Here is a 20,966-nt window from a genome sequence, read left to right as displayed (position 1 = left end):
CTAACGCAAAGGACGCAAAGGGAAAAGAAAGGCGCGAAGGATTTTTCAAACCCTTTGCACCTTTCTTTGCTGTTCTCTGCGCCTTTGCGTTCGCCTTTCTTGTTTTGGCCCGTAGCCCGGACGAAGTCCAGGGCAGCGCTAAGTTCTCGCAGATCGAACGGGATCCCGGACTTCGTCCGGGCTACGCCGGGGACCGATCGCGCGTCGTGACGCTCAGCGCCCCAGCACCACCGATCGCATCGCATCGTCGCCCGTCGTGGACGCCGGCTGCGATCGCGACGCCTTCGGCGCATGCATCACGCTGTCGGTCCAGGCCTGCACCGCGTGGTGATCCAGCACCTGCGCCACGTAGTCGCGCTCCGCGCCGTCGAGTTCCACGGCGTATTGGTGAAGGCGCAGCGCCATCGGCGCAAACATCGCGTCGACGATCCCGAATTGCCCGAACAGCCAGTCCCCGCGCGAGCCGAAGCGGGTGCGGGCGGCGCGCCAGATGCTGCGGACGCGCACGACGTCGGCCTGTGCGCTGGCGCTGATCGCGGCCGGCGTCGGGCTGCGCGACATATCGAAGCTCAGTTCGCGGCGCAGGTGAAGGAAGCCGGACTGCATTTCCTGCGCGACCGAACGCGCCATCGCGCGTGCGCCGGGCGCCATCGGCCAGGCCGCCGGAAGCGCGAACCATTCGGCGGCGACCTCGCAGATCGCCAGCGACTCCCACACCGCGAACTCGTTCGACAGCAGTACCGGCAGGCGACCGGACGGGGAGTATTTGGCCACGATCGCGTGTCCACCGGGCTGGTCCTGGTTGACGACCACTTCGCGAAAGTTGACGCCGTGGTGCTTCAGAAAAAGCCAGGGACGCATCGACCACGATGAGGAACGCTTGTTGCCGATCACCAGCGTCGCCTCGGACATCCGTACTGCCCCGGTAATATGTCCCCGATGATTCTGCCACGACCCCGTCTGGCCGCGACGGGAGCCGCCTTCCTGCTCGGTTCGTTCACCGCCATCGCGGCGGCGGGCGTGCGCGTGGAGATCGAGGGCCTGACCGGCAACGAGCGCGACAATGTGCAGGCGCGACTGAGCCTGCGCGTGCGCGCCGAGAAGGAAAAGCTCGACGAGGCACAGGTCAAGCGGCTCCACCAGCAGGCACCGGACGACATTCGCGGCGCGCTGCAACCGTTCGGCTATTACGAACCCGAGATCGAATCGCGCCTCGAAGGCAGCGCGCCGAACTGGGTCGCTCACTACGACGTGAAGCTGGGGCCGGCGACGCACGTGAGTGCCATCGACACGAAGTACGAAGGCGAAGGCGCGGACTTCGAGCCGCTGTTGCAGCCGCTGCGAAGACTGCCGCTCAAGCTCGACGAACGTCTGCGCCACGCCGATTACGAGGCCACCAAGAAGCGCATGAGCGACGCTGCGCTTGCCAATGGTTTTCTCGATGCGAACTGGGCGGTGTCCGAACTGCGCGTCGAGCCGCAGAAGCGCGAAGCGCAGGCGATCCTGCACCTCGATACCGGACCGCGCTATTTCTTCGGTCCGGTGACGGTGGAGCAGGAAGGCCTCGACCCGGCCTTCGTACGCCGCTACATCGACATCCATCCGGGCACGTCCTTCGATCCGCAGAAGCTGCTCGATCTGCAGTTCCGGTTGTCGGATCTGGGTTACTTCCAGGCCGTCGAGATCGATCCGCGCCGCGAGGACGCCGACGAGGAGCGTCGCGTGCCGATCGACATCCGCACCACGCCGCGCGCCCGCACGCGGTACGACTTCGGCGTGGGCTACGGCACCGACACCGGCGCGCGCGTCTCCATCGGCACCGACTGGCGGCGCATCAACCAATACGGGCACACGATCAACACCGACTTCCGGCTGTCGGAGATCAAGAACACGCTCGCGGGCAAGTACAACATTCCGCTGGGCAGCGAACCGGGCGAGAGCCTGAGCTTCAACGCCAGCGCCGAGACCGAGAAGCTCGAGGACGGCGACACCAGGAAGTACACGCTCGGCACCAGCCTCAACCGGCAGCCCGGCGACTGGACGCGGCGTCTGTACGTGGAGTTCGCGCACGAAGAATCCGATTTCGGCCAGACGTCCGCCACTGCCGACCTGCTGACGCCGGGCCTGACGCTGACGCGCAGCGTCACCGACGATCCGATCTACACGCGCCGTGGCTGGTTCCTGTCCGGCGACGTGCACGGCGCGCTGCACAACGTGCTGTCGACGACCAGTTTCGTGCAGATGCGCGGCACCGCGCGCGCGGTGGTCTCACCGATGTGGCGGCTGCGCTTCATCGGCCGCGCCGAGATCGGCTACAGCCTGGTCGAGGAGTTCGGCGAACTGCCGGCCTCGCAGCGCTTCTTCGCCGGCGGGGACCAGAGCGTGCGCGGCTACGCCTACCAGTCGCTGGGGCCGCGCGACAGCAAGGGCAACGTCGTCGGCGGCAAGTACCTGAGCGTCTTCAGCATCGAGAGCGAATACCGCGTCATCGGCAACTGGGGCGCGGCGCTGTTCGCCGACGCCGGTGGCGCCGAGGACGATCCGGGCCCGAATCTCTCGATGGGCATCGGCGCGGGCGTCCGCTATCGCGCGCCGATCGGCAGCCTGCAGTTCGATCTGGCGCATCCGCTGGACGGCGACGAGTCGCCCGTGCGCATCCACATCGGCGTGAGGGTCGGCGTCTGATGGTCATGCGAGCCATCGGCATCGTGATGGTGATCTGCGGCGTGCTGCTGTCGGGCCTGGTCGTCGGCGCGATGTTCTTCGCCGGCTGGGTGGTGGGAACGCAGGACGGTGCGCGCTGGGTGTTCGACTGGATTCCGCGTGCGGGCCTGGCCGAGTTGCGCGTCGAGAACGTCGAAGGCCGGCTGCTGGGGCCGCTGAGCATCGAGGGCCTGAAGCTCGAAGTGCCCGGCGTGCAGATCGAACTCGACCACGCGCGGCTCGAATGGGCGCCCGGCGCCCTGCTGCGCAGTCAGGCGCGCATCTCGAATCTCGCGGCAGGGACGCTCGTCGTGCGTCTGCGCGAGAAGGACGACGAGCCGCAGGACGACACGCCTGCGCGCGTGCCACAGCTTCCGGTGTCGGTCATCGTGGATCGCGCGAGCCTGGACCGGCTGGAGGTCCACCTGCCGCCGCCGGACGACGCGAATGAGCCCGAAGCGCCGCCGCAGGTCGTCACCGGCGCGAGGATCGATCGCTTCGAATGGGTGGACGCCCGTTTTGCCGTCGAGCATCTCGAAGGCCATCACGACACGGTGGGGGGCATTGCGGCCAGCGCGCAGGCCACGCTCGCCCCCGCATCCGTGCGCATCGAGAAGCTCGCGGTGGTCACCAGCGGCGAGAAGCCGGCGCGCATCGACGCCCAGGGCCTGGTGCGGCTGGACGATCGTGATTCGCATCTCGACCTGAAATGGACGGACCTGCGCTGGCCGCTGCTCGGCGAGCCGACGGTGACCAGCCGCAGCGGCACGCTCAAGCTCGAAGGCACCGCGAAGGATCTGCGTGCGCAGACGGAGCTGGCACTGGGAGACACCGCGTCGATTCGCGGGCATGGCCACTACGCCGCGGAGCAGCTCGAAGCGCGGCTCGACTGGACGAACCTGACCTGGCCGTTGAGCGGCGCGCCGCGTGTGGCCAGCGCCAAGGGTGGGCTCGACGTCACCGGCACACCGCAGGCGTATCGCTATTCGCTGGACGCCGATCTCGCGGCCGAGGGCCAGAAAGGCAATGCGCGCGCCTCCGGCAGCGGCGGCCTCGACCACATCGTGCTCGACGCGCTGCGCTTCGCGGTGGCCAAGGCGAAGATCGAGGGCAAGGCCAGAGTGGAATGGTCGCCCGCGCTGGTCGCCGATTCCGACCTGCGCGTGCAGGACCTCGATCCGGGACTGATCGCGCCGGCGTGGCCGGGCCGGCTCAACGGCACCGTCAAGGCGCGCACGACGATGCACGGCGAAGAACCCGAAGTGCAGTTCACCGTCGCGCTGAAGGACTCGCGCCTGCGCGACTATCCGCTGGCGCTCGACGCCCGCGGCACCGCGATCGGCGCGAGCGTGAAGCTCGACGCGATGCAGCTCGTCACCGGCCAGACCAAGCTCGAGGCCCAGGGGCAGGTCACGCCGCCGTTCGATCTGACGGCGCGGCTGGACAGTCCGAATCTCGCAGCGCTGTGGCCCGGTCTGCGCGGCCGCGCGAAGCTCGATGCGAGCGTGCGCGGATCGCTCGAGGCGCCGCACGTGATCGCCAAGGGTGCAGTCGACGGTTTCGAGTACGACACGCTGGTGATCCGTCGCGCCGACCTCGACGCCGATGTCGATCTCGCCGGTGCGTGGAAGCTCGACCTCGCGGTGCTGGAGCTGAGCGGGCCGACGACGATGGCGCGCGCGCAGGCCACGCTCGCGGGCCGCGCTTCGGACCACGTGCTGAAGCTGGGCATCGATTCGGAGCCGGCGGACATCGACCTCGAATTCCACGGCGCTTTCGACGTGGCGCGCCAGGCCTGGAGCGGAACGGTCGCGAGCGGTCGCGCCGCACCCGAGGGCCTCACGCCGTGGACGCTCGAGGAGGCCGCCGCGCTGCGCATCGACGCAGCCAGCGTGCGGCTCGAACCCGCCTGCTGGAGCGCCGCCGATTCACGCGCCTGCGCACAGGTGACGCGCCAGGCCGGGTTGCTGCGCGCGGCGTTCCGTCTCGAGCAGCTCGACTTCGCGTACTTCAAGAGTTTCCTGCCGGCGGGCTGGGAACTCACCGGCGGCGTCGACGGCACCGGATTGTTCGAACTGCGCGACGGCGTGTTGTCGGAGGCGCGCGCGGATCTGGCGACGGATCCGACCGAGGTGCGGCGCGACGGGCAGCTCCTGCTGCAGGCCGAGCGCGGGTCGCTGTTGCTCGAGGAAGTCGGCGGTCGCGTCGTGGCGCGCGTGAAGCTGCCGCTGCAGAACGGCCTGGTGAAATTCGATGGCGAACTGGCGGCCGGCGGAGACGACTACGCGACGCGGCCGCTGAGCGGACAGCTCGACGTGAAGCTCGAGGACCTGGGTTTCCTGCGCATCGCGACCGAGGAGATCACGAAGGTCAGCGGGCGCATCGAAGGCCGCATGAACTGGACCGGTACGCTCGCGCGGCCGCGGCCCGAAGGACAGATCGAACTGCTCGACGCGACGCTCGATCTCGCGACACCCGGCATCGAGCTGACCGAACTGCGCGCGCGCGTCGGCACGCAGGCCGACGACGGCGTGCTGAAGATCTCCGCGTCCGCCAAGTCCGGAGGCGGGACGCTCACCGTGGACGGCAGCGCGAATCTCGCGAGCGAGCCGCGCAAGATCGAGATCGCGATCCGCGGCGACCAGTTCCAGGCCGCGGACATGGCCGAAGCGCGGGCGTGGGTGAGTCCCAAGCTGGATCTGAATCTGGTCGGCAACCGGCTCGAGCTGCGCGGCGATATCGAAGTGCCGCGTGCCGACATCACGCCGCCCAGCTTCGACACGGGCATCGGCGTGAGCAGTGACCAGGTGATCATCACCGGCGAGCAGAAGAGCGTGGACGACGCCAAACTCGAGCTGCACGCGGATGTGCGCCTGGTGCTCGGGTCGAAAGTGCGCTTCGAGGGCTTCGGACTGAAGACGCGGCTCGAAGGCAGCGTGCGCGCCATCGAGATGCCCGGCCGCAGCAGCAGCGGGCGCGGCGAAGTGCGCCTCGTCGAGGGCCGCTACAAGGCCTACGGTCAGGATCTCGAGATCGAGACCGGGCGTCTGCTGTTCAACGGCGGGCCGCTGACCGAGCCCGCGATCGAGATTCGCGCGCTGCGCAAGCCACGCGAGGACATCGAGGTCGGCGTGATGGTGCGCGGTACGCTCGACAAGCCGGAGTTCCAGTTGTTCTCGACGCCGGCGATGCCGCGTGAGCGCCAGCTCTCGTGGCTGGTGCTGGGACGCTCGATCGAAGAAGGCAACGGCGCCGACGAGCGCGCGATGCTGGCCAACGCAGCGCTTTCACTGGGCCTTACCGGCACCGACTTCCTGGCGCAGAACGTCCGTGGAGGCCTGGGCATCGACGACATCTCGATCGGCGCCGAGGCCGGCGAGCAGGCCGACCAGGCGCGGTTCACCGTCGGTAAATACCTGTCGCCGAAACTCTACGTGTCCTACGGAGTCGGTATTTTCCAGCCGGGCCAGGTCTTCAAGCTGCTGTACGACCTGGGCCACGGATTCAAGTTTTCCACGGAGTCGGGCGTGCATACGGGCGGCGACCTTCTGTACACGCTGGAACGCTGACGCCCGTTTCATGTCCGCATTGCGTCTGCCGCCGTTAAACTTCGGTTCCTAACCTTTCTTCCCCACTTCAATGGAGTCCGCGACTTGAGACGCAGGCGTCGCCTACGCATGTTGTTCTGGTGGAGCCTGGGCCTGTTCACCCTGTTCGTGGTGCTGTGCAACCGCTGGGTGATCAACAGCACGGATGCCTACCTGTACACGAACTACGCGCTGCTGCCGGAGAACGACGTCGGCATCGTGCTCGGCACCAGTTCGTATACGCGCGAGGGCGAGTCCAATCCGCAGTTCAACGAGCGCCTGCGTGCGGCGGCGGAGCTGTACCGCATGGGCAAGGTCAAGCACCTGATCGTCAGCGGCTCCAACCCGAGCGAGAACTACAACGAGCCCAAGCGCATGCGCCAGGCGCTGGTAAAAGCGGGCGTGCCCGAGAAAGTCATCACGATGGATTTCGCCGGGTTCCGCACGCTCGATTCGCTGGCGCGTGCACAGCATGTGTTCGGCGTGACCCGCTGCACGATCATCACGCAGCGCTACCACGCCTACCGCGCGGTCTTCCTCGGCAAGAAGCTGGGCATGCGCGTGGCGGCATTCGTTGCGCCGGCGGGCCCGAATCTGGATTACGGGCGGCGCAACCCGCCGCGCGAGATCCTCGCGCGCGTCAAGGCCGTGCTCGACCTGTTCGTGCTGCGCACCAAGCCGCGGTTCCTCGGTGCGCCCGAGCCCATCGAGATGCGGCCCGAGGTCCAGCTTCTGCCGCCGCCCGATTCGATGCAGCCGGATGATTCATCGGTGCCGCCGGCAGCGCCGTCGCCATCGCTGCCGCCGCGACGCGAGTCCACCTGATGACGCAGCGCGACTATTCACCGGCCGACCGCGTCGTGATGGGCCTGGCCGAGGGGCTCGGATCGCTGTTCGGCGGTAGCCGCCAGACGCCGTCCCCGCCGGCCGCAGCGCCTGGTGCGGCACTCGACGACGCCGCGCGCCGCGAGGCCGCCAACCTGATGCGCGTGAATCACGCGGGCGAAGTCGCCGCGCAGGGCCTGTATCACGGCCAGGCGCTCACGGCGCGCAATCCAGAGACGCGGCGGCATCTGCTCGAAGCCGCGGGCGAAGAGCAGAACCATCTCGAATGGTGCGAGTCGCGGCTGCAGGAACTCGGCGACGGTCCCAGCCGCCTTCGTCCGCTGTGGTACGGCGCCTCGTTCGCGATGGGCGCCGCGGCCGGATTGTTCGGCGATCGCTGGAGCCTGGGCTTCGTCGCCGAGACCGAGCGCCAGGTGTCCGAACATCTCGACGAGCACATCCAGAAGCTGCCGGCCGGCGATGCGAAGTCGCGCGAGGTGCTGCAGGCGATGCGTGCCGACGAACAGCGGCACGGCCTGGAAGCCGAACACATGGGCGGGGCGCCGCTGCCGGCGCCGGTGCGCGGCCTGATGCGCCGTATCGCGAAGGTCATGAAGGAAGGCGCGTACCGGTTCTGAGTCGGCGTAGCCCGGGTGAAACCCGGGGGCGTTTCTCCTCACATCAAGCAAGGGCTCCCGGGTTTCACCCGGGCTACGCGAGCGCTCGCCGTCGAGCCTTTGCGAAAGGCCGAGCGGTCATCGGTTCCGGCCGGGCCAGGCATTAGGCTGGGGCTCGTCTTTCCGTCGACACTGCCTCGTGAAGAAAACCAAGCTCAAACCTGCCGAGGCGCTGCTCGAAGCGCATGTCGCCTTCGTCGTCGAGCAACTCCGCGGCGCGCAACTCCAGCCCTTGCTCGAATCGCTGCTCGATCAGGCGCTGGCCGACGCCGCGGACCTGAAGCTCGAGCAGATGGTCACGCGCGACATGATCAAGGCCACGGCGCGCACCTATGCGATCGAACTGGATCTTCAGGGCGGCATTCCGGAACTGATCGGTGATATCGCACGGGCCTTGCACGCACATCCGGTGCACGAGCGCACCCGCCTGGCCGACCTGATCTCGCAGCGTCGCTTCGAGGATCTGCTCGACCATGTGCTCGCGCTCAAGTCGATCCGTCGGCGTCTGGTCGGCGAGGTGATCGCCAGCCCGCTGTACGAGCGCATCGCCTCGGCCCTGCTCTACAACGGCATTCGCGACTACCTGGCGCGCAGCACGATCCCGGCCGGCATCCCGGGCGCACGCTCTGCACTCAAGCTGGGTCGTGCGGTGGTCAAGCGCGCAACGGCGGGTTTCGAGGACGCGATCGAGGACGGGCTCAAGCAGCACATCGGCCGCAGCGTCGGCAGCGTGTCGCAGAAGACGGCGCAGTCGCTGCTCGATGGCGAGCACGACGAGGCGTTGCGCGAGGTGGCGCTCGATTCCTGGAAACGCCTGCGCGAGCTGCGCATCGGCGAGTTGCGCGAGGACCTCTCCGCGCTCGATGTGGAAGAGCTGTTCGTGACGCTCTACGAGTGCTGGAAGGAGCTGCGCGGGACCGACTTCATCGCGCAGATGATCGGCACCGGCATCGATACGTTTTTCGACAAGTACGGCGCGTCTTCGCTGAGCGATCTGCTCGAGGATCTGGGCATCGATCGCGACCTGATGCTGGTCGAGGCGCTGCGGTTTGGTCCGCACGTGCTCGCGCAACTCCATGCCGCGGGCAAGCTGGAGCCGGCGGCAAGGCGGCTGCTGGAGCCGTTCTATCGCTCCGGCAAGGTCGAGAAGATCCTGGCCGCAACGTGATGCCGCTGTTGTAGCCCGGGCGAAGCCCGGGATCGCGTCCGCTCGAACGGATCCTTTGCCCGATCCCCGGACAACAGGATCCGCAACGGATCGCCCGCTAGGCCGCGACCTCTGTCTGTGCCGCCGCGTTGCGACGGGCATTCAGATACGCATCGAGCGAGCGGCGCGCCGCCGGTCCCAGATCGATCGGCTCGGCGCGACCCGCGACGAGGTCGTCCAGGAACATCTGTGTGCGCAGCTGCAGCTTGTTCTGCCCGTTGAACTCCGCGAACGTCACCGTGCCTTCGGCCGGATGGTGCGCGATCACCTTGAGCCAGCGGTTCTGCCCGCGGTCGTGGTCGTAGACGCGGAACCAGCTGCTCAGGACCATCAGAAGATCCAGCAAGGTCACCGGGTCGGGCAGGTCGCCGGCGACTTCCGTCAGCTCTTCCGCCGCCGATGCTGCGGGCTGCCCGTGCGTCGCTGTCAGGAGTTCCGGCGGGATCTCGGGCATCAATGACGATTCGACATCGTCGTCGTCGCCGGTTCCTGCGACGGCCGCGTCGTCGCCGTGAACGAGATGTTCGGCGGGCGCGATCGGCCCATCGAGATCGAACGGGATTTCATCCAGCAGCGCCGCGGTGTCCGCGACCGCCTTCGCCTGCGGATCCAGCGGCACCTCGGGCGAAAGACTCGCCGGGACGGTGACGGGCGCGACGGCCGGCGCGGGGGCATCGAGCGACGGCGTCGTGACCGGCAGCGGTGCGGGAGGGTGCGCCGTGGCGGCAGCCTCGACTTCCTCGATCCCGGTGCGCCAGCTGCGCAGCAGCGCGTGGATCCGGTCCGGGATCATCCCGATTTCGTGGAAGCTGTCGGCCAGATCCTGCGCAAGCTCGTCGACATTGTCGCGGCTGCGTGCCGCCGGACGACGGATGTCGACGGAATCGAGCACGCGGTTGAGCAGCTTCATGGCATCGCGCCAGCCGTCGCTGTCGCCACCGAGCTTGAGCAGGCACAACGCCGCGAGCGGCGCCCAACCCGAATTCAGCAGCGGCCAGACGGCGTCCGGAATCTTGCGGCTCAGCGTCTGCAGCTGGAGCTCTTCGGCGACGACGCGGCGCGTGCGCTCGATGATGATCTGCCGGCGCTGGCGCGCGTCTTCCTTCTGCTGCGCGAAGAACTGCTCGAGCGTCTTCTCGTCGACCGCGCCGGGCAGCGCGGACTGCGAACGGACGTCGTCCGCCGCGACGTCGAACTGGCCCTGGATCTGACCGACGAGTTCCTCGATGCGGCGCAGCGCGTCCATGCCGCTGGCTCGCGCACTGGCGGCGAGCGTGGTCAGCTCGTTCATCAGACCGCGAACCGGATGCTGGCGGTCGGCGAAGAAGCTGGTGTCGCGCAGCGCACTCTTGATGACGGAGAAGCGCAGCTGATCGAAGCGCGGCTTCAGCGGAGCCGGCAGGCTGGGGTCCTGCATCAGCTCGTTGAACATCTGGCCGACGGCACCGGCGCGCTGCACATAGGCGTAGGCGCGCGGCGCCTCCCAGCCCGGAACGATGCGGCCCGATGCGACGGCCACCAGATCGGCGCCGAGCTGCACGTCGCCGTAATAATTGGCGCCGCCCCCACCTGCACCACCGTAGGCCGGCGCACCGACGGCCATCGCGCCGCCGGAGCCGCTCAGGTTGCGCAAGGCATTCAGCGTTGCGGCGTCCATCATCGGCGCCTGCGCGAAGCCGTAGCCCTGCGGTGCGGGCAGGCCGGCACCGGGCATCGCTTCGGCCGGAATCTGCGAGGGATCCAGCCCGGTTGCGCCCGGGATTCCGCCTTGGCCGCCGGTCAATCCTGCACGCGGTCCCGCGCCACCGATCGGCGCAGGCTTCACCCCATTCTCGTCCAGGAAACGCAAGGCGCGACTGTAGAGCTCGCCCAGATCGCTGATCACCAGTCGATCGAACAGCTTGAAGATCACCAGCTCGATGTCGAATTCGACATCCAGCGCCTCGGCGCTGCGACGGAACGCCGCGGAGATCGTCGCAGGTGCCAGCGCGTTGGTGGAGATCGCCGCGCCGTGTTCCTTGATCAGCCACTCGATCCGGCGCCCGAGTTCGAACAACAGATGGCTGTAGAGATTCTCGGCCTTGCTCGACATCGTCGAGATGGCGATCGATTCTTCCAGCGACTTGGATTCCTGCAGGCTCAGATTCTCGAACGCGATCTCGAGCGCCTTGTCGTCGTCCTTGCGCTGCGATTCGGGCACGAAGCCCGCGCTGATTTCCTCGCGGAAGATCTTGCCGATCTTCGGCCGGCCCAGGCGCACGACACGCATCGTGTCGAAATAGATTCGCTGGTCCTTGTTGTTGGAGGCGCGGCGGGCCATCTCGAACAGCATGTCGTCGGCGCCATCGAACATGCGCTCGATACCGCGGCCGAGCGTATCGGACGCCAGTGCACGAAGTTCCTCGACCAGCTTGGACGTGGCTGCGTCTTCCGGGCCGCGCCTTGCGGCGGGCGGTTGGGGTGCCGCGCTAGCGTTCAAGACTTGCTCCGATACACGCCCGTCCCGCCGACCGTTGGCGAAGACCGGCCCTCTGGGGCGTGCTGGCGGCCCCATCCCTTGGTACGTCGTGACTCCCTTGCCGGACGCCCGTCGCGATCATGCGCGATCCGTAACGGGCTTCCCCAGCGTGCGGAGTTTGCCGCGTTTGGGCCCGGCTTGTCGCATAAAGCCTGATCCTGCTCAGGCAATACGCAGCCGCATCTGGATCGTCTCCAGGTGGGCAGCTTCCTCGGTCAGATCGGCCTGGGTCAGGGGATGCGAAGCGAGCCATTTGCCGGTGAAGCCGAGCTCGAGGTTGCGCCGGTCGACCTTCAGGCGAACCGGCGGCATCAGGTCCGGGGTCCTCGACCGGTGGAGCAGGAAGGCCAGCCGGAACAGGATCGCCAGGCGCTGGATCGATTCCACGAACGTGCTGGGCAACTCGTCCAGGGCGCTGATCGAGAATTTGCTGCGATGCAGGCGGACCAGGCAGGCGAGCATGCGCTGGTCGGTCTGGGAAAAGCCCTGCAGGTCGGCGTTCCGCAGGATGTACTCGCCGTGCTTGTGGTACTGCGAGTGGGCGATGACCAGGCCGATCTCGTGCAGGCTGGAGGCCCAGCCGAGCAGCGCGGCGGAGGGCTTCGGATCGAGGTTCCAGGGCCCCTGCACCTGCTTGAGCAGCTTCAGCGCCGTGGTCCGCACCGCCTCGGCGTGAGCCAGGTCCACGTCGTAGCGCTTGGCCATGGCCTGCACCGCCCGGTCGCGCATGTCCTGGTCGGAGAGGCGGCCGAGCAGGTCGTAGACCAGCCCTTCGCGCAGCGCGCGCTCGGAGGTGGCCAGGGTCTTGAGCTGCAGGGAGTCGAACACGCCGGCCAGCACCGCCAGCCCACCGGCGAACACCGGACGGCGATCCTCGCGCAGCGCCGGGAAGTCGATGTTGTCGACATGACCGCGCTCGATGACCAGCGACACGACCTTCTCCAGACCGTCGCGGGTCAGTTCCTGATCGGCCCAGCCTTGTTCGCGCATCACGCGCCAGACCCCGCGCACCGTGCCGCTGGCGCCGATCGCCAGGTCCCAGCCGGCCTTGCGGTAGCGATGCTCGAGGAACTCGAGCCCGACCTGGGCGGCGAGCCGCGCCTTGCGGAAACGCGCGCGGGTGATCACTCCGTCCTCGAAGAATCTTGCCTGGTGGACCACGCAGCCCAGGCCCACCGACTCCATCAGGCGCGGCTCCGCGCCGCGGCCGACGATCACCTCGGTGCTGCCGCCGCCGATGTCCACGACCAGCCGGCGCGGCTTCGCCAGGCCCATGCCGTGGGTGACGCCGCCGTAGACCAGGCGCGCTTCCTCGACGCCCGAGATGATCTCGATTCGATGGCCCAGAGCCACTTCGGCCGCAGCGTGGAAGTCGGCGTCGCGCTTGAGCTTGCGCATCGTGTTGGTGCCGACCGCGCGCACGCGCTGGCCGGGCAGATTGCGCAGGCGCTGGCCGAAGCGCTTCAGGCAGTCGAGCGCGCGGGCTTGCGCATCAGGACGCAGCCGGCGGTCCGGATTGAGACCGGCGGCCAGGCGCACCGGTTCGCGCAGGCGATCGATGACCTGCAGCTCCGAGCCATGCGCGCGCGCCACCAGCATGTGGAAACTGTTCGAGCCGAGGTCCACAGCAGCGACCTGCAGCGAGGGATCTTTGCCAGCGGAAACGGGACTCGGCATGGGTCAGGTGGCCAAACGGGGCCGCTGTGCGACCAGAGTCCGCGCGACTATAGCCAAGCATGCATGACGCCTGCGCGTTGACCGGCGCGACGCATTCCCCGAACATAGCAACCCGCCGCGGGCCCTAGAACCGCGCGATGCAAGTCAGCCAGCTGGGAGCCAGCCACTCATGAAATTTGCGCGTTGGGGGTTCATCGCCCTCGCCGCCGTCCTCAGCCTGCCCGCATGGGCGGAAGGCAACGTCGAGGCCGGCATGGAAAAAGCCAATACGTGCATGGGGTGCCACGGCATTCCCGGCTACAACAACGTGTATCCGACGTATCGCGTGCCCAAGGTCGGCGGCCAGTCGCCGAAGTACCTCGAAGCCGCGCTCAAGGCCTATCGCAGCGGCGAGCGTCCGCACGCCACGATGCACGCGCAGGCCGCGGGCATGAGCGACCAGGACATCGCCGATGTCGCGGCGTACCTGGCCACCGCTCCGCACCACCGATGATCGCCGCCATGAACTTCAAGCGCATCCTGATTGCGGCCGTCCTCGCTGGACTCGCCCTGCCGGCTTCGGCCGCAGAAACCGCCGCTCCCGAGAAGGCCGCCGTCTGCGCCGCCTGCCACGGACCCGGCGGCGGCAAGCCGATCCTGCCGGAGTACCCCTCGCTGGCCGGCCAGTACTCGAACTACCTGCAGCACGCGCTGCACGAGTACAAGGACGGCAAGCGCAAGAACCCGGTCATGGCCGCCCAGGCGGCCGGCCTGTCCGACGCGGACATCAAGGCGCTCGCGCTGTATTTCGAATCGCAGGAAACGACGCTGTTCACGCCCAAGATTCCGAGCCACAAGGCCCGGTAAGGCGTTGCGTCAGGTGTCGTTCATCGGGGCCGGCTCTCGCCGGCCCTTTGTTTTTGCGGGTTTCCTTGGCCGGAATCCGGGCCTTGGGCATCATCGGGGCATGAGTGCCCTCGAACAGCGCCTGCGTTTGATCCGCCTTCCCGCGTTGATCGCAGGTGCACTGCTGCTCGCCGCCTGCGCCTCGAAGAACGAGCCGCCCTCGGACACGCCGGAAGGCGAGGCGGAATCGCTGGCGGCTGCGACGGCGGCCGCCGACGAGGTGGAGATCACCAAGACGCCGGCCTCGTCGACCGAGGTCGCGCAGGCGCCGCCGCCGGAGAAGGAGGCAACGTCGCCCGCACCGCGTCCCAACGTGGAGCCGCCCGACTTCGCCGGCCTGCTCGAGGCGCACAACCACTGGCGCAAGCAGGTCGGCACGCCCGCGCTGTCCTGGTCCAACTCCGCGGCGGACGTCGCGCAGGCCTGGGCCGATGAGCTGGTGCGCCGGGGCTGCCAGATCAGCCACAGCACGGGCGACAAACGCCGCCTGACCTGGGGCGAGAACGTGTTCAGTTACTGGCGCGGCGGAGCCTACGAGGGGTATCGCAAGACGCCGGAAATCGTCGTCGACCGCTGGGCCAGCGAGGGCCGCTGGTACGACAACAAGACGCAGACCTGCAAGGCGCCGCGCGGATCGGTCTGCGGCCATTTCACGCAGGTGATCTCCACGTATTCGACGCACGTGGGCTGCGGTCGGGCGCGCTGCGAGACGGCCGAGGTCTGGGTGTGCAATTACTCGCCGCCCGGCAACTACAAGGGCGTGCCGCCGTATTGATCGGTGCGGGGTCTGGGATGGCCTCGTGGTACGAGCAGCGCATCCCGGGTCGCACCCGCGCTACACGGCAGCCCGTAGCCCGGGTGCAACCCGGGATCGTCCCTAGCGCTGCTCGACGCGTCCGAGGTGGCGCGACACCGCCAGCCACGCACCGGCAAGACCGAGCACCGCGCCCGCACCCAGCACCACCGCCAGTGTCTGCGGATCGGGACCGCGCAGGCTGAAGGCACCTTCGTAGAGGGCGACCAGATGATTCACCGGCGCGGTCAGCGCATAGCGCGCGATGTAGACCGCCAGGATCGCGAAGACGCCGCCTGACAGGCCGTACCACAGGCCGGCGTACAGGAACGGCCGGCGGATGAACCCCGGCGGCGCGCCGATCAGCTTCATGACGACGATCTCCTCGCGCCGCGATTCGATGTCCAGGCGGATCGTGTTGCCCATCGCCAGTACGGCGGCGATCCCGAGCGCCACTGCGAGCAGCAGGGCCAGGCGCGAGGCCACCGCGAGCGCGCCGGAGAGCCGCTGGCTCCAGGTGTCGTCTAGCAGCACGCGCTCGACGCTGTCGCGCCCGCGCAGGTCCTTGGCCAGCAGCGCCAGGCTGGCAGCGTCTTCCTCGGTCCGCGGCGTGATCGAGATCGACGCCGGCAGGGGATTGGTCTCGAGCGCGTCGAGCACCGCGCCCAGGTCGGTGCGCGCGCGGAAATCCTTCAGGGCCTGATCGCGCGAGGTGTAGGCCACCGTCGCGATCTCGGCGCGCTTGCCCAGCGACGTGCTCAGCGCACGGCCGTCGGACTCGCTGATGCCGTCCTTCAGGAACACCGTGATGTTGCGCGTCTCGTTGAGGCCACCGGCCGCGGTGCGCAGGTTTTCGACCAGCAGGTGCAGGCCGGTGGGCAGCGCCAGCGTGATGCCGATGACCAGCGAGGTCAGCAAGGTGCCGACCGGATCGCGCCACTGCCGGCCGAAGGCGGCGACGCAGACGCGCAGGTGCTCGCCGAGCCAGCGCTGCAGGAAGTTGGGGCGCCGGAGTGTCATGCGCGTGCTCCGCGCGGGCGGCGCATGGGGGGATGCGCGCTCATGGCGCCGTCAGCCGCGACGCGGCCTCGGGTCGCGCCTGGCTCTCGCGTCCCGCTTCGAGATGGATGGCGCGATGACCGAGCTGCTCGATCAGGTCGATCGCATGCGTGGCGATCAGGAAGCTCACGCCGGCCTCGTTGAAGCGCTCGAACAGCCGCATGACGTCCAGCGCCATCCGCGGATCGAGGTTGCCGGTGGGTTCGTCGGCGAGGATCAGTTGCGGCCGCGCGACGATCGCGCGCGCGATGCCCGCGCGTTGCTGCTCGCCGCCGGACAGCGTGCGCGGCAGCGACTTCTCGCGACCCAGCAGGCCGACGGCATCGAGCGCTGCGCGCACGCGGCGCGCCAGATCGGTATGCGACAGCCCGCGGATCACCAGCGGCAACGCGATGTTGTCGAACACGCTGCGGTCGTGGAGCAGCTGGAAGTCCTGGAAGATCATGCCCAGCTCGCGCCGGTGCGCGGGGACCTTTCCCGGCCGCACGCCCGCGAGGTCCTTGCCGTTCATCAGCACCTGTCCGCGCGTGGCGCGAAGCTGCATCGCGGCCAGGCGCAGCACGGTGGACTTGCCCGCGCCGCTGGGGCCGGTGAGGAACAGCATCTCGCCGCGCGCGAGCTTGAAGTCCAGGCCGTTGAGCACGTCGACGCCGCCCTTGTAGCGGCAGCCGACATCCCGGAACTCGAGGATGTGTTCGCTGGTCGCGGCGGGCTTGATCACGTCAGCTTCCGATCAGCGCTTCGGCGTACGTCGTGGCGTCGAACGGCTCGAGATCGTCGATCGCCTCGCCGAGCCCGACGAAGCGCACCGGCAGCGACAGGCGCTTGGCGATGGCCATCAGGATGCCGCCCTTGGCGGTGCCGTCGAGCTTGGTGATCGTGATGCCGGTCAGGCCGATCGCCTCGTGGAACTGCACGGCCTGGTTCAGCGCGTTCTGCCCCGTCGTCGCGTCGACGACCAGCATGACCTCGTGCGGCGCGTAGGGATCGTGCTTCTGCACGACGCGCTTGATCTTGCGCAGCTCGTCCATCAGATGGCTTTGCGTATGCAGGCGTCCCGCGGTGTCGGCGATGACGATGTCGATGTTGCGCGCCTTGGCGGACTGCACGGCGTCGTAGATCACGCTGGCCGAATCCGCGCCCTCGCCCTGCGACAGGATCGGGACGCCCGCACGGTCCGCCCAGGTCGTGAGCTGCTGGACGGCGGCGGCGCGAAACGTGTCGCCGGCAGCGAGCAGCACGCTCTTGCCCTCGCGCTTGAAGCGCATCGCCATCTTGCCGATGGTCGTGGTCTTGCCCACGCCGTTCACGCCGGCGACGAACAGGATGTAGGGCTTGATGAACGCGGGAATCGTCAGCGGCTCGGTGACCGGCGCGAGCAGTTCGACGAGCGCTTTCTTCAGCGTTTCGCGCAGCTGCTTTTCGTTCTTGATGCGACCCAGGTTGATGTCGGTCTGGATGCGGTCGACCAGCCACTGCGTGACGTCGATGCCGGTGTCGGCCATCAGCAGGCGCGTCTCGAAATCCTCCAGCGCATCGGCACGCAGTTTCTCGGCGGCGAAGAAGCTGCCGATGTCGCGGGTCAGGAAGGAGTCGCCCTTGTTGAGCCGCGAGCGGAATTTGGAGAGCAGGTTCGGGGAGTCAGCCATGTCAGGGGGCGTGCAGCGGTACCGGCGGGCCGGGCGCCGCTTCCGGGATCGGCGAAGTGTAAAGAACCCGCGGTGCGCCCATCAGCCAGAGACGATCGCCGTCGCGTTCGACGATGCGGATCGCCGTGAAGGGCGTGCTCGCCGGCAGCGGCGGCAGGATCGGCTGGTCGGGTTCGGTGACCGGGTAGCGGAACAGCCGGTAATAGGTGCGCGCGCGCTGCTCGGTGACGGCGCCCAGCCAGACCGGTACCGGCTTGCCTTCGGCGGTGACGCGCGTGCCCGAATCCCACAGGCGAATCAGGTGCTGATGATTGTCGTCCACCGGGCGGCGCAGGCTCAGGCGCGCATGGTTGCCGGCGTGGACCTGCGGCAGCACCGGGAGGGAGGCGATGGAGGTGGTCTCGGTCAGCCAGCGCAAGGTGTCCGCCACGCTCAGCGGCGTCAGCGCCTGCCATCCGGCCGCGAGCAGCTCGGATTCCACCCGCGACTCCTCCGCCGCCCATTGCAGATCGAAGCGGCGGCCGCTGCGGCCACGCACGTCGATGCGCGAGGCCGGGAGGTCTCGCCAGCCGCCTTCCCACCAGACGCCGACGGGCATCGTGTGCGGAAGCGTCGGCGGACTGGCGGCCGCGGCATGCGTGGTGGCGCGATCCACGCCCCAGCTCATGCCCACGGCGACGGCGAACGCCGACAGCACCGGCAGCGCGAAGCTGCCGGCGAACAGCCGCTCGGGGCCGTGCTGGCGGTAACCCAGCGTCAGTGCTGCCGTCCACAGCAGGCCCATGATGATCGCGAAGCCGTTGAAGCCCAGCCACTCCTGTCCGAGCACCAGCCGCGCCAGCGCGATCAGCAGCACGACGGCGATGGCCATGCTGTACGCGAACAGGCGCACGCGCACCGGCCGCAACGTGGCGTACAGCGTCGCGGCGCAGCCGTAGATGATCGTGACCAGCGCAAGGTCGCGCGGTGGCGCGGGCCCGCCGTGCGCGAAGAACACGGCGGGCGGCGGCAGCAGCGGGCCGAACTGCATCAGCAGGGTCACGACGACGCCGAACGTCAGTGCCGACACCCAGTGCGCGGCGGCACGCAGGCGACGCCGCCACAGCAGCACGCCGAGCACCGCCATCGCCGTGCTGCCGTACACCGGCCATTCGCCGAGACGGGCGATGAAACGCGCCGCGGCCGAACCCCAGGGCGTCGAAAGGTCGGACAGCGTCTGGTGCACCACGGCGTCGAACGGCCCCGGGAAGCCACGCCAGCCCGCGCCGCCGAAACTCACGAGCCAGACGGCGCCGGCCAGCAGCAGCAGCGCGCCCACGGCGATCAACGCCGGCATCTCGGGCTGCGCCGGATCGGCCAGGCCTGGACCGAAGCGACCGAGCCGGCGATGGCGGCGGCTCCATTCGAGCAGGCCACGCACCCAGGATCCGGCCCGCAGGTTGAAGATGCCGATGGCCGCGCGCGCGGCCCAGATGCCGAAGACCAGCAGCAGGATGTTGATCACCAGCAAGCCGACCAGGCGCGTCGCGACTTCCGCCGCCAGTCCCAGCGAGGCGCCGAACACGACGCCGGGGACCAGGAAAATCAGCGCCCACAGCAGCGCCGCGATCGCATCGATGATCAGGAAGAACCACACTGACATATGCGAGGCGCCGGCCAGCGCCGGCGTGATCGAACGCACCGGCCCGAGGAAGCGCGCGAGCATCACGCCCTTGCCGCCGTGCCGCGCGAAGAAGCGGCGTCCGCCGTTGACGAAATCCGGATAGCGCAGCAGCCAGCGCGACTGGAACAGCTGCTCGCCGTAGCGTCGGCCAAGCGCAAAGCTCAGCGCATCGCCGGCCAGCGCGCCGGCGGCGGCGATCAGCGCGGTGGGCCAGAGTTCGAGCGAACCGAGCGCGACCAGGGCGCCCATGCCGAACAGCACGACGGCGGCCGGCACGAAGGCGCCGACGATGAAGATCGCGTCGAGCATCGACACCAGGAACAGCAGCACCAGCGATTCACCCGGATGCGCGGCGATCCAGGCGAACAGCGCTTGCGCGTGTTCGAGCACGCGGCGGGGCTCAGCTCTTCGCGATCAGCGCGAAGGCCTCGCGCGCGGCGTCTATCGTTGCAGCGATTTCCCGCTCGCCGTGGGCGGCCGACACGAAGCCCGCCTCGTAGGCCGACGGCGCCAGATAAACGCCGCGATCCAGCATCAGATGGAAGAAGCGCTTGAAGCGCTCGATGTCGCAGGCGCCGACAGCTGCGAGCGTCTCGATCGGGCCACTGCCGAAATACAGGCCGAACATGCTGCCGACCTGCGTCGTCGTGAACGCGACGCCCGCCGCGTCCGCTGAAGCCTGCAAGCCGCTGCACAACTCGCGCGTGCGTGATTCCAGCGATGCGTAGATCGAGGCGTCGTCGAGCGCGCGCAGCAACGCCAGGCCCGCGGACATCGCCAGCGGATTGCCGCTCAGGGTGCCCGCCTGATAGATCGGCCCGAGCGGCGCGAGCTTCTGCATGACGTCGCGGCGTCCGCCGAACGCACCCACCGGCAGCCCCCCGCCGATGATCTTGCCCAGCGTGATCAGGTCCGGCGCGATGCCGTACAGGCCGGTCGCGCAGGTGGGACCCACGCGAAAGCCGGTCATGACCTCGTCGAAGATCAGCAGCGCGCCGCGCTGCGTGCAGATCTCGCGCAGGCCCTCCAGAAAACCGGGACGCGGCGGCACGCAGTTCATGTTGCCGGCGACCGGCTCGACGATGATGCAGGAGATGGAATCGGGATTCGCGTCGAACAGCACGCGTACCGAATCCAGATCGTTGTACGTGGCGGTCAAGGTCAGCGCCGCGAGTTCCGCCGGCACGCCGGGCGACGTGGGCACGCCGAACGTCAGCAGGCCCGAGCCCGCCTTGACCAGCAGCGAATCGCCGTGGCCGTGATAGCAGCCCTCGAACTTCAGGATCTTGTCGCGGCCGGTGTAGCCGCGCGCGACGCGCAGCGCGGACATCGTCGCCTCGGTGCCGCTCGAGCACAGCCGCACCATCTCCAGATGCGGCACGCGCGCGCACAGCAGCTCGGCCATGTCGATCTCGGCCTCGGTCGGCGCGCCGTAGCTCATGCCGATCGCCGCCTGCTTGACCACCGCGTCGATCACGGCCGGATGCTGGTGGCCGAGGATCATCGGACCCCAGGAGCCGACGTAGTCGATGTATGCCTTGCCGTCGGCGTCGTGAATGATCGCGCCCTTGGCATGCGTGATGAAGCGCGGCGTGCCGCCGACGGACTTGAACGCGCGAACCGGCGAGTTCACACCGCCCGGGATGGTCTTCTGCGCGCGCGCGAACAGCGCGTCAGATCGGGGCGTGTCGGTTTGGGCCATGGTCGTGACGCAAGGGTTTAC

General features: G+C 68.5%; 16 protein-coding genes. 8 read left to right on the top strand and 8 right to left on the bottom strand.

Annotation, left to right across the window (positions count from 1 at the left end):
• Positions 1-213: 213 nt before the first annotated feature.
• Positions 214-912: a glutathione S-transferase gene (locus tag DFR24_RS24460; RefSeq protein ID WP_162851221.1), complete on the bottom strand. Its 699-nt coding sequence runs from the start codon at positions 910-912 to the stop codon at positions 214-216.
• Positions 913-939: 27 nt separating this feature from the next.
• Here DFR24_RS24460 and DFR24_RS14840 point away from each other — a divergent pair, with 27 nt between their 5' ends.
• The 5 genes from DFR24_RS14840 (at position 940) to DFR24_RS14820 (ending at position 8,960) form a co-directional block, all read left to right on the top strand.
• A complete protein-coding gene (locus tag DFR24_RS14840; protein WP_162851220.1) occupies positions 940-2,685 on the top strand; it encodes an autotransporter assembly complex protein TamA in 1,746 nt (581 codons plus the stop codon).
• Positions 2,685-6,272 (top strand): translocation/assembly module TamB domain-containing protein, encoded by a 3,588-nt coding sequence (locus tag DFR24_RS14835; protein ID WP_133882169.1) that lies wholly within the window; start codon positions 2,685-2,687, stop codon positions 6,270-6,272. Before DFR24_RS14840 ends, DFR24_RS14835 begins: the two co-directional genes overlap by 1 nt.
• A 108-nt stretch (positions 6,273-6,380) precedes the next feature.
• Complete coding sequence (locus DFR24_RS14830) at positions 6,381-7,115, top strand: SanA/YdcF family protein (protein WP_133882168.1); 735 nt, start codon at positions 6,381-6,383, stop codon at positions 7,113-7,115.
• Positions 7,115-7,753 carry a 2-polyprenyl-3-methyl-6-methoxy-1,4-benzoquinone monooxygenase gene (gene coq7 / locus DFR24_RS14825; RefSeq protein ID WP_133882167.1) on the top strand — a complete coding sequence of 213 codons (639 nt, stop codon included), beginning with the start codon at positions 7,115-7,117 and terminating at the stop codon, positions 7,751-7,753. The genes DFR24_RS14830 and coq7 overlap by 1 nt, the downstream gene beginning before the upstream one ends.
• Before the next feature lie 178 nt (positions 7,754-7,931).
• Positions 7,932-8,960, top strand: a complete 1,029-nt coding sequence (locus tag DFR24_RS14820) for a hypothetical protein (RefSeq protein WP_133882166.1) — start codon at positions 7,932-7,934, stop codon at positions 8,958-8,960.
• Between the two features lie 97 nt (positions 8,961-9,057).
• Here the strand turns inward: DFR24_RS14820 and DFR24_RS14815 are convergent, their stop codons facing one another.
• Both DFR24_RS14815 and DFR24_RS14810 read right to left on the bottom strand, forming a co-directional pair.
• Positions 9,058-11,478: a DUF1631 family protein gene (locus tag DFR24_RS14815; RefSeq protein ID WP_162851219.1), complete on the bottom strand. Its 2,421-nt coding sequence runs from the start codon at positions 11,476-11,478 to the stop codon at positions 9,058-9,060.
• A 201-nt stretch (positions 11,479-11,679) separates the two neighbouring features.
• On the bottom strand, positions 11,680-13,194 hold the full coding sequence (locus tag DFR24_RS14810; protein WP_133882164.1) for a Ppx/GppA phosphatase family protein: 1,515 nt from the start codon (positions 13,192-13,194) through the stop codon (positions 11,680-11,682).
• Positions 13,195-13,363: 169 nt separating this feature from the next.
• Between DFR24_RS14810 and DFR24_RS14805 the strand changes: the two genes are divergently transcribed.
• The 3 genes from DFR24_RS14805 to DFR24_RS14795 all read left to right on the top strand — a co-directional run bounded on the left by DFR24_RS14805 (position 13,364) and on the right by DFR24_RS14795 (position 14,854).
• The gene (locus DFR24_RS14805; protein WP_133882163.1) at positions 13,364-13,687 is read left to right on the top strand and encodes a c-type cytochrome; all 324 of its coding nucleotides are present in this window, start codon (positions 13,364-13,366) and stop codon (positions 13,685-13,687) included.
• 8 nt (positions 13,688-13,695) lie between these two features.
• Positions 13,696-14,040, top strand: a complete 345-nt coding sequence (locus DFR24_RS14800) for a c-type cytochrome (RefSeq protein ID WP_133882162.1) — start codon at positions 13,696-13,698, stop codon at positions 14,038-14,040.
• Between the two features lie 100 nt (positions 14,041-14,140).
• Complete coding sequence (locus DFR24_RS14795) at positions 14,141-14,854, top strand: CAP domain-containing protein (RefSeq protein WP_133882161.1); 714 nt, start codon at positions 14,141-14,143, stop codon at positions 14,852-14,854.
• 102 nt (positions 14,855-14,956) lie between these two features.
• Here the strand turns inward: DFR24_RS14795 and ftsX are convergent, their stop codons facing one another.
• The 5 genes from ftsX to hemL are packed head-to-tail and all read right to left on the bottom strand — an operon-like array spanning position 14,957 to position 20,945.
• Positions 14,957-15,892, bottom strand: coding sequence for a permease-like cell division protein FtsX (ftsX, locus tag DFR24_RS14790; RefSeq protein ID WP_133882160.1), 936 nt, complete (start codon positions 15,890-15,892; stop codon positions 14,957-14,959).
• 40 nt (positions 15,893-15,932) lie between these two features.
• Complete coding sequence (locus tag DFR24_RS14785) at positions 15,933-16,622, bottom strand: cell division ATP-binding protein FtsE (protein WP_133882565.1); 690 nt, start codon at positions 16,620-16,622, stop codon at positions 15,933-15,935.
• A gap of 31 nt (positions 16,623-16,653) precedes the next feature.
• The gene (ftsY, locus tag DFR24_RS14780) at positions 16,654-17,580 is read right to left on the bottom strand and encodes a signal recognition particle-docking protein FtsY (RefSeq protein WP_133882159.1); all 927 of its coding nucleotides are present in this window, start codon (positions 17,578-17,580) and stop codon (positions 16,654-16,656) included.
• Position 17,581: 1 nt separating this feature from the next.
• Positions 17,582-19,633, bottom strand: coding sequence for a VTT domain-containing protein (locus tag DFR24_RS14775; RefSeq protein ID WP_133882158.1), 2,052 nt, complete (start codon positions 19,631-19,633; stop codon positions 17,582-17,584).
• A 10-nt stretch (positions 19,634-19,643) separates the two neighbouring features.
• Positions 19,644-20,945, bottom strand: a complete 1,302-nt coding sequence (hemL, locus tag DFR24_RS14770; RefSeq protein ID WP_133882157.1) for a glutamate-1-semialdehyde 2,1-aminomutase — start codon at positions 20,943-20,945, stop codon at positions 19,644-19,646.
• Between the last annotated feature and the right edge of the window lie 21 nt (positions 20,946-20,966).

Origin of the sequence: Panacagrimonas perspica, from assembly GCF_004364935.1 — a bacterium.
Classification (GTDB): Bacteria; Pseudomonadota; Gammaproteobacteria; order Nevskiales; family Nevskiaceae; genus Panacagrimonas; species Panacagrimonas perspica.
Note: the sequence above shows the minus strand (reverse complement) of the source record. Positions and strands in the feature narration are given on the sequence as shown.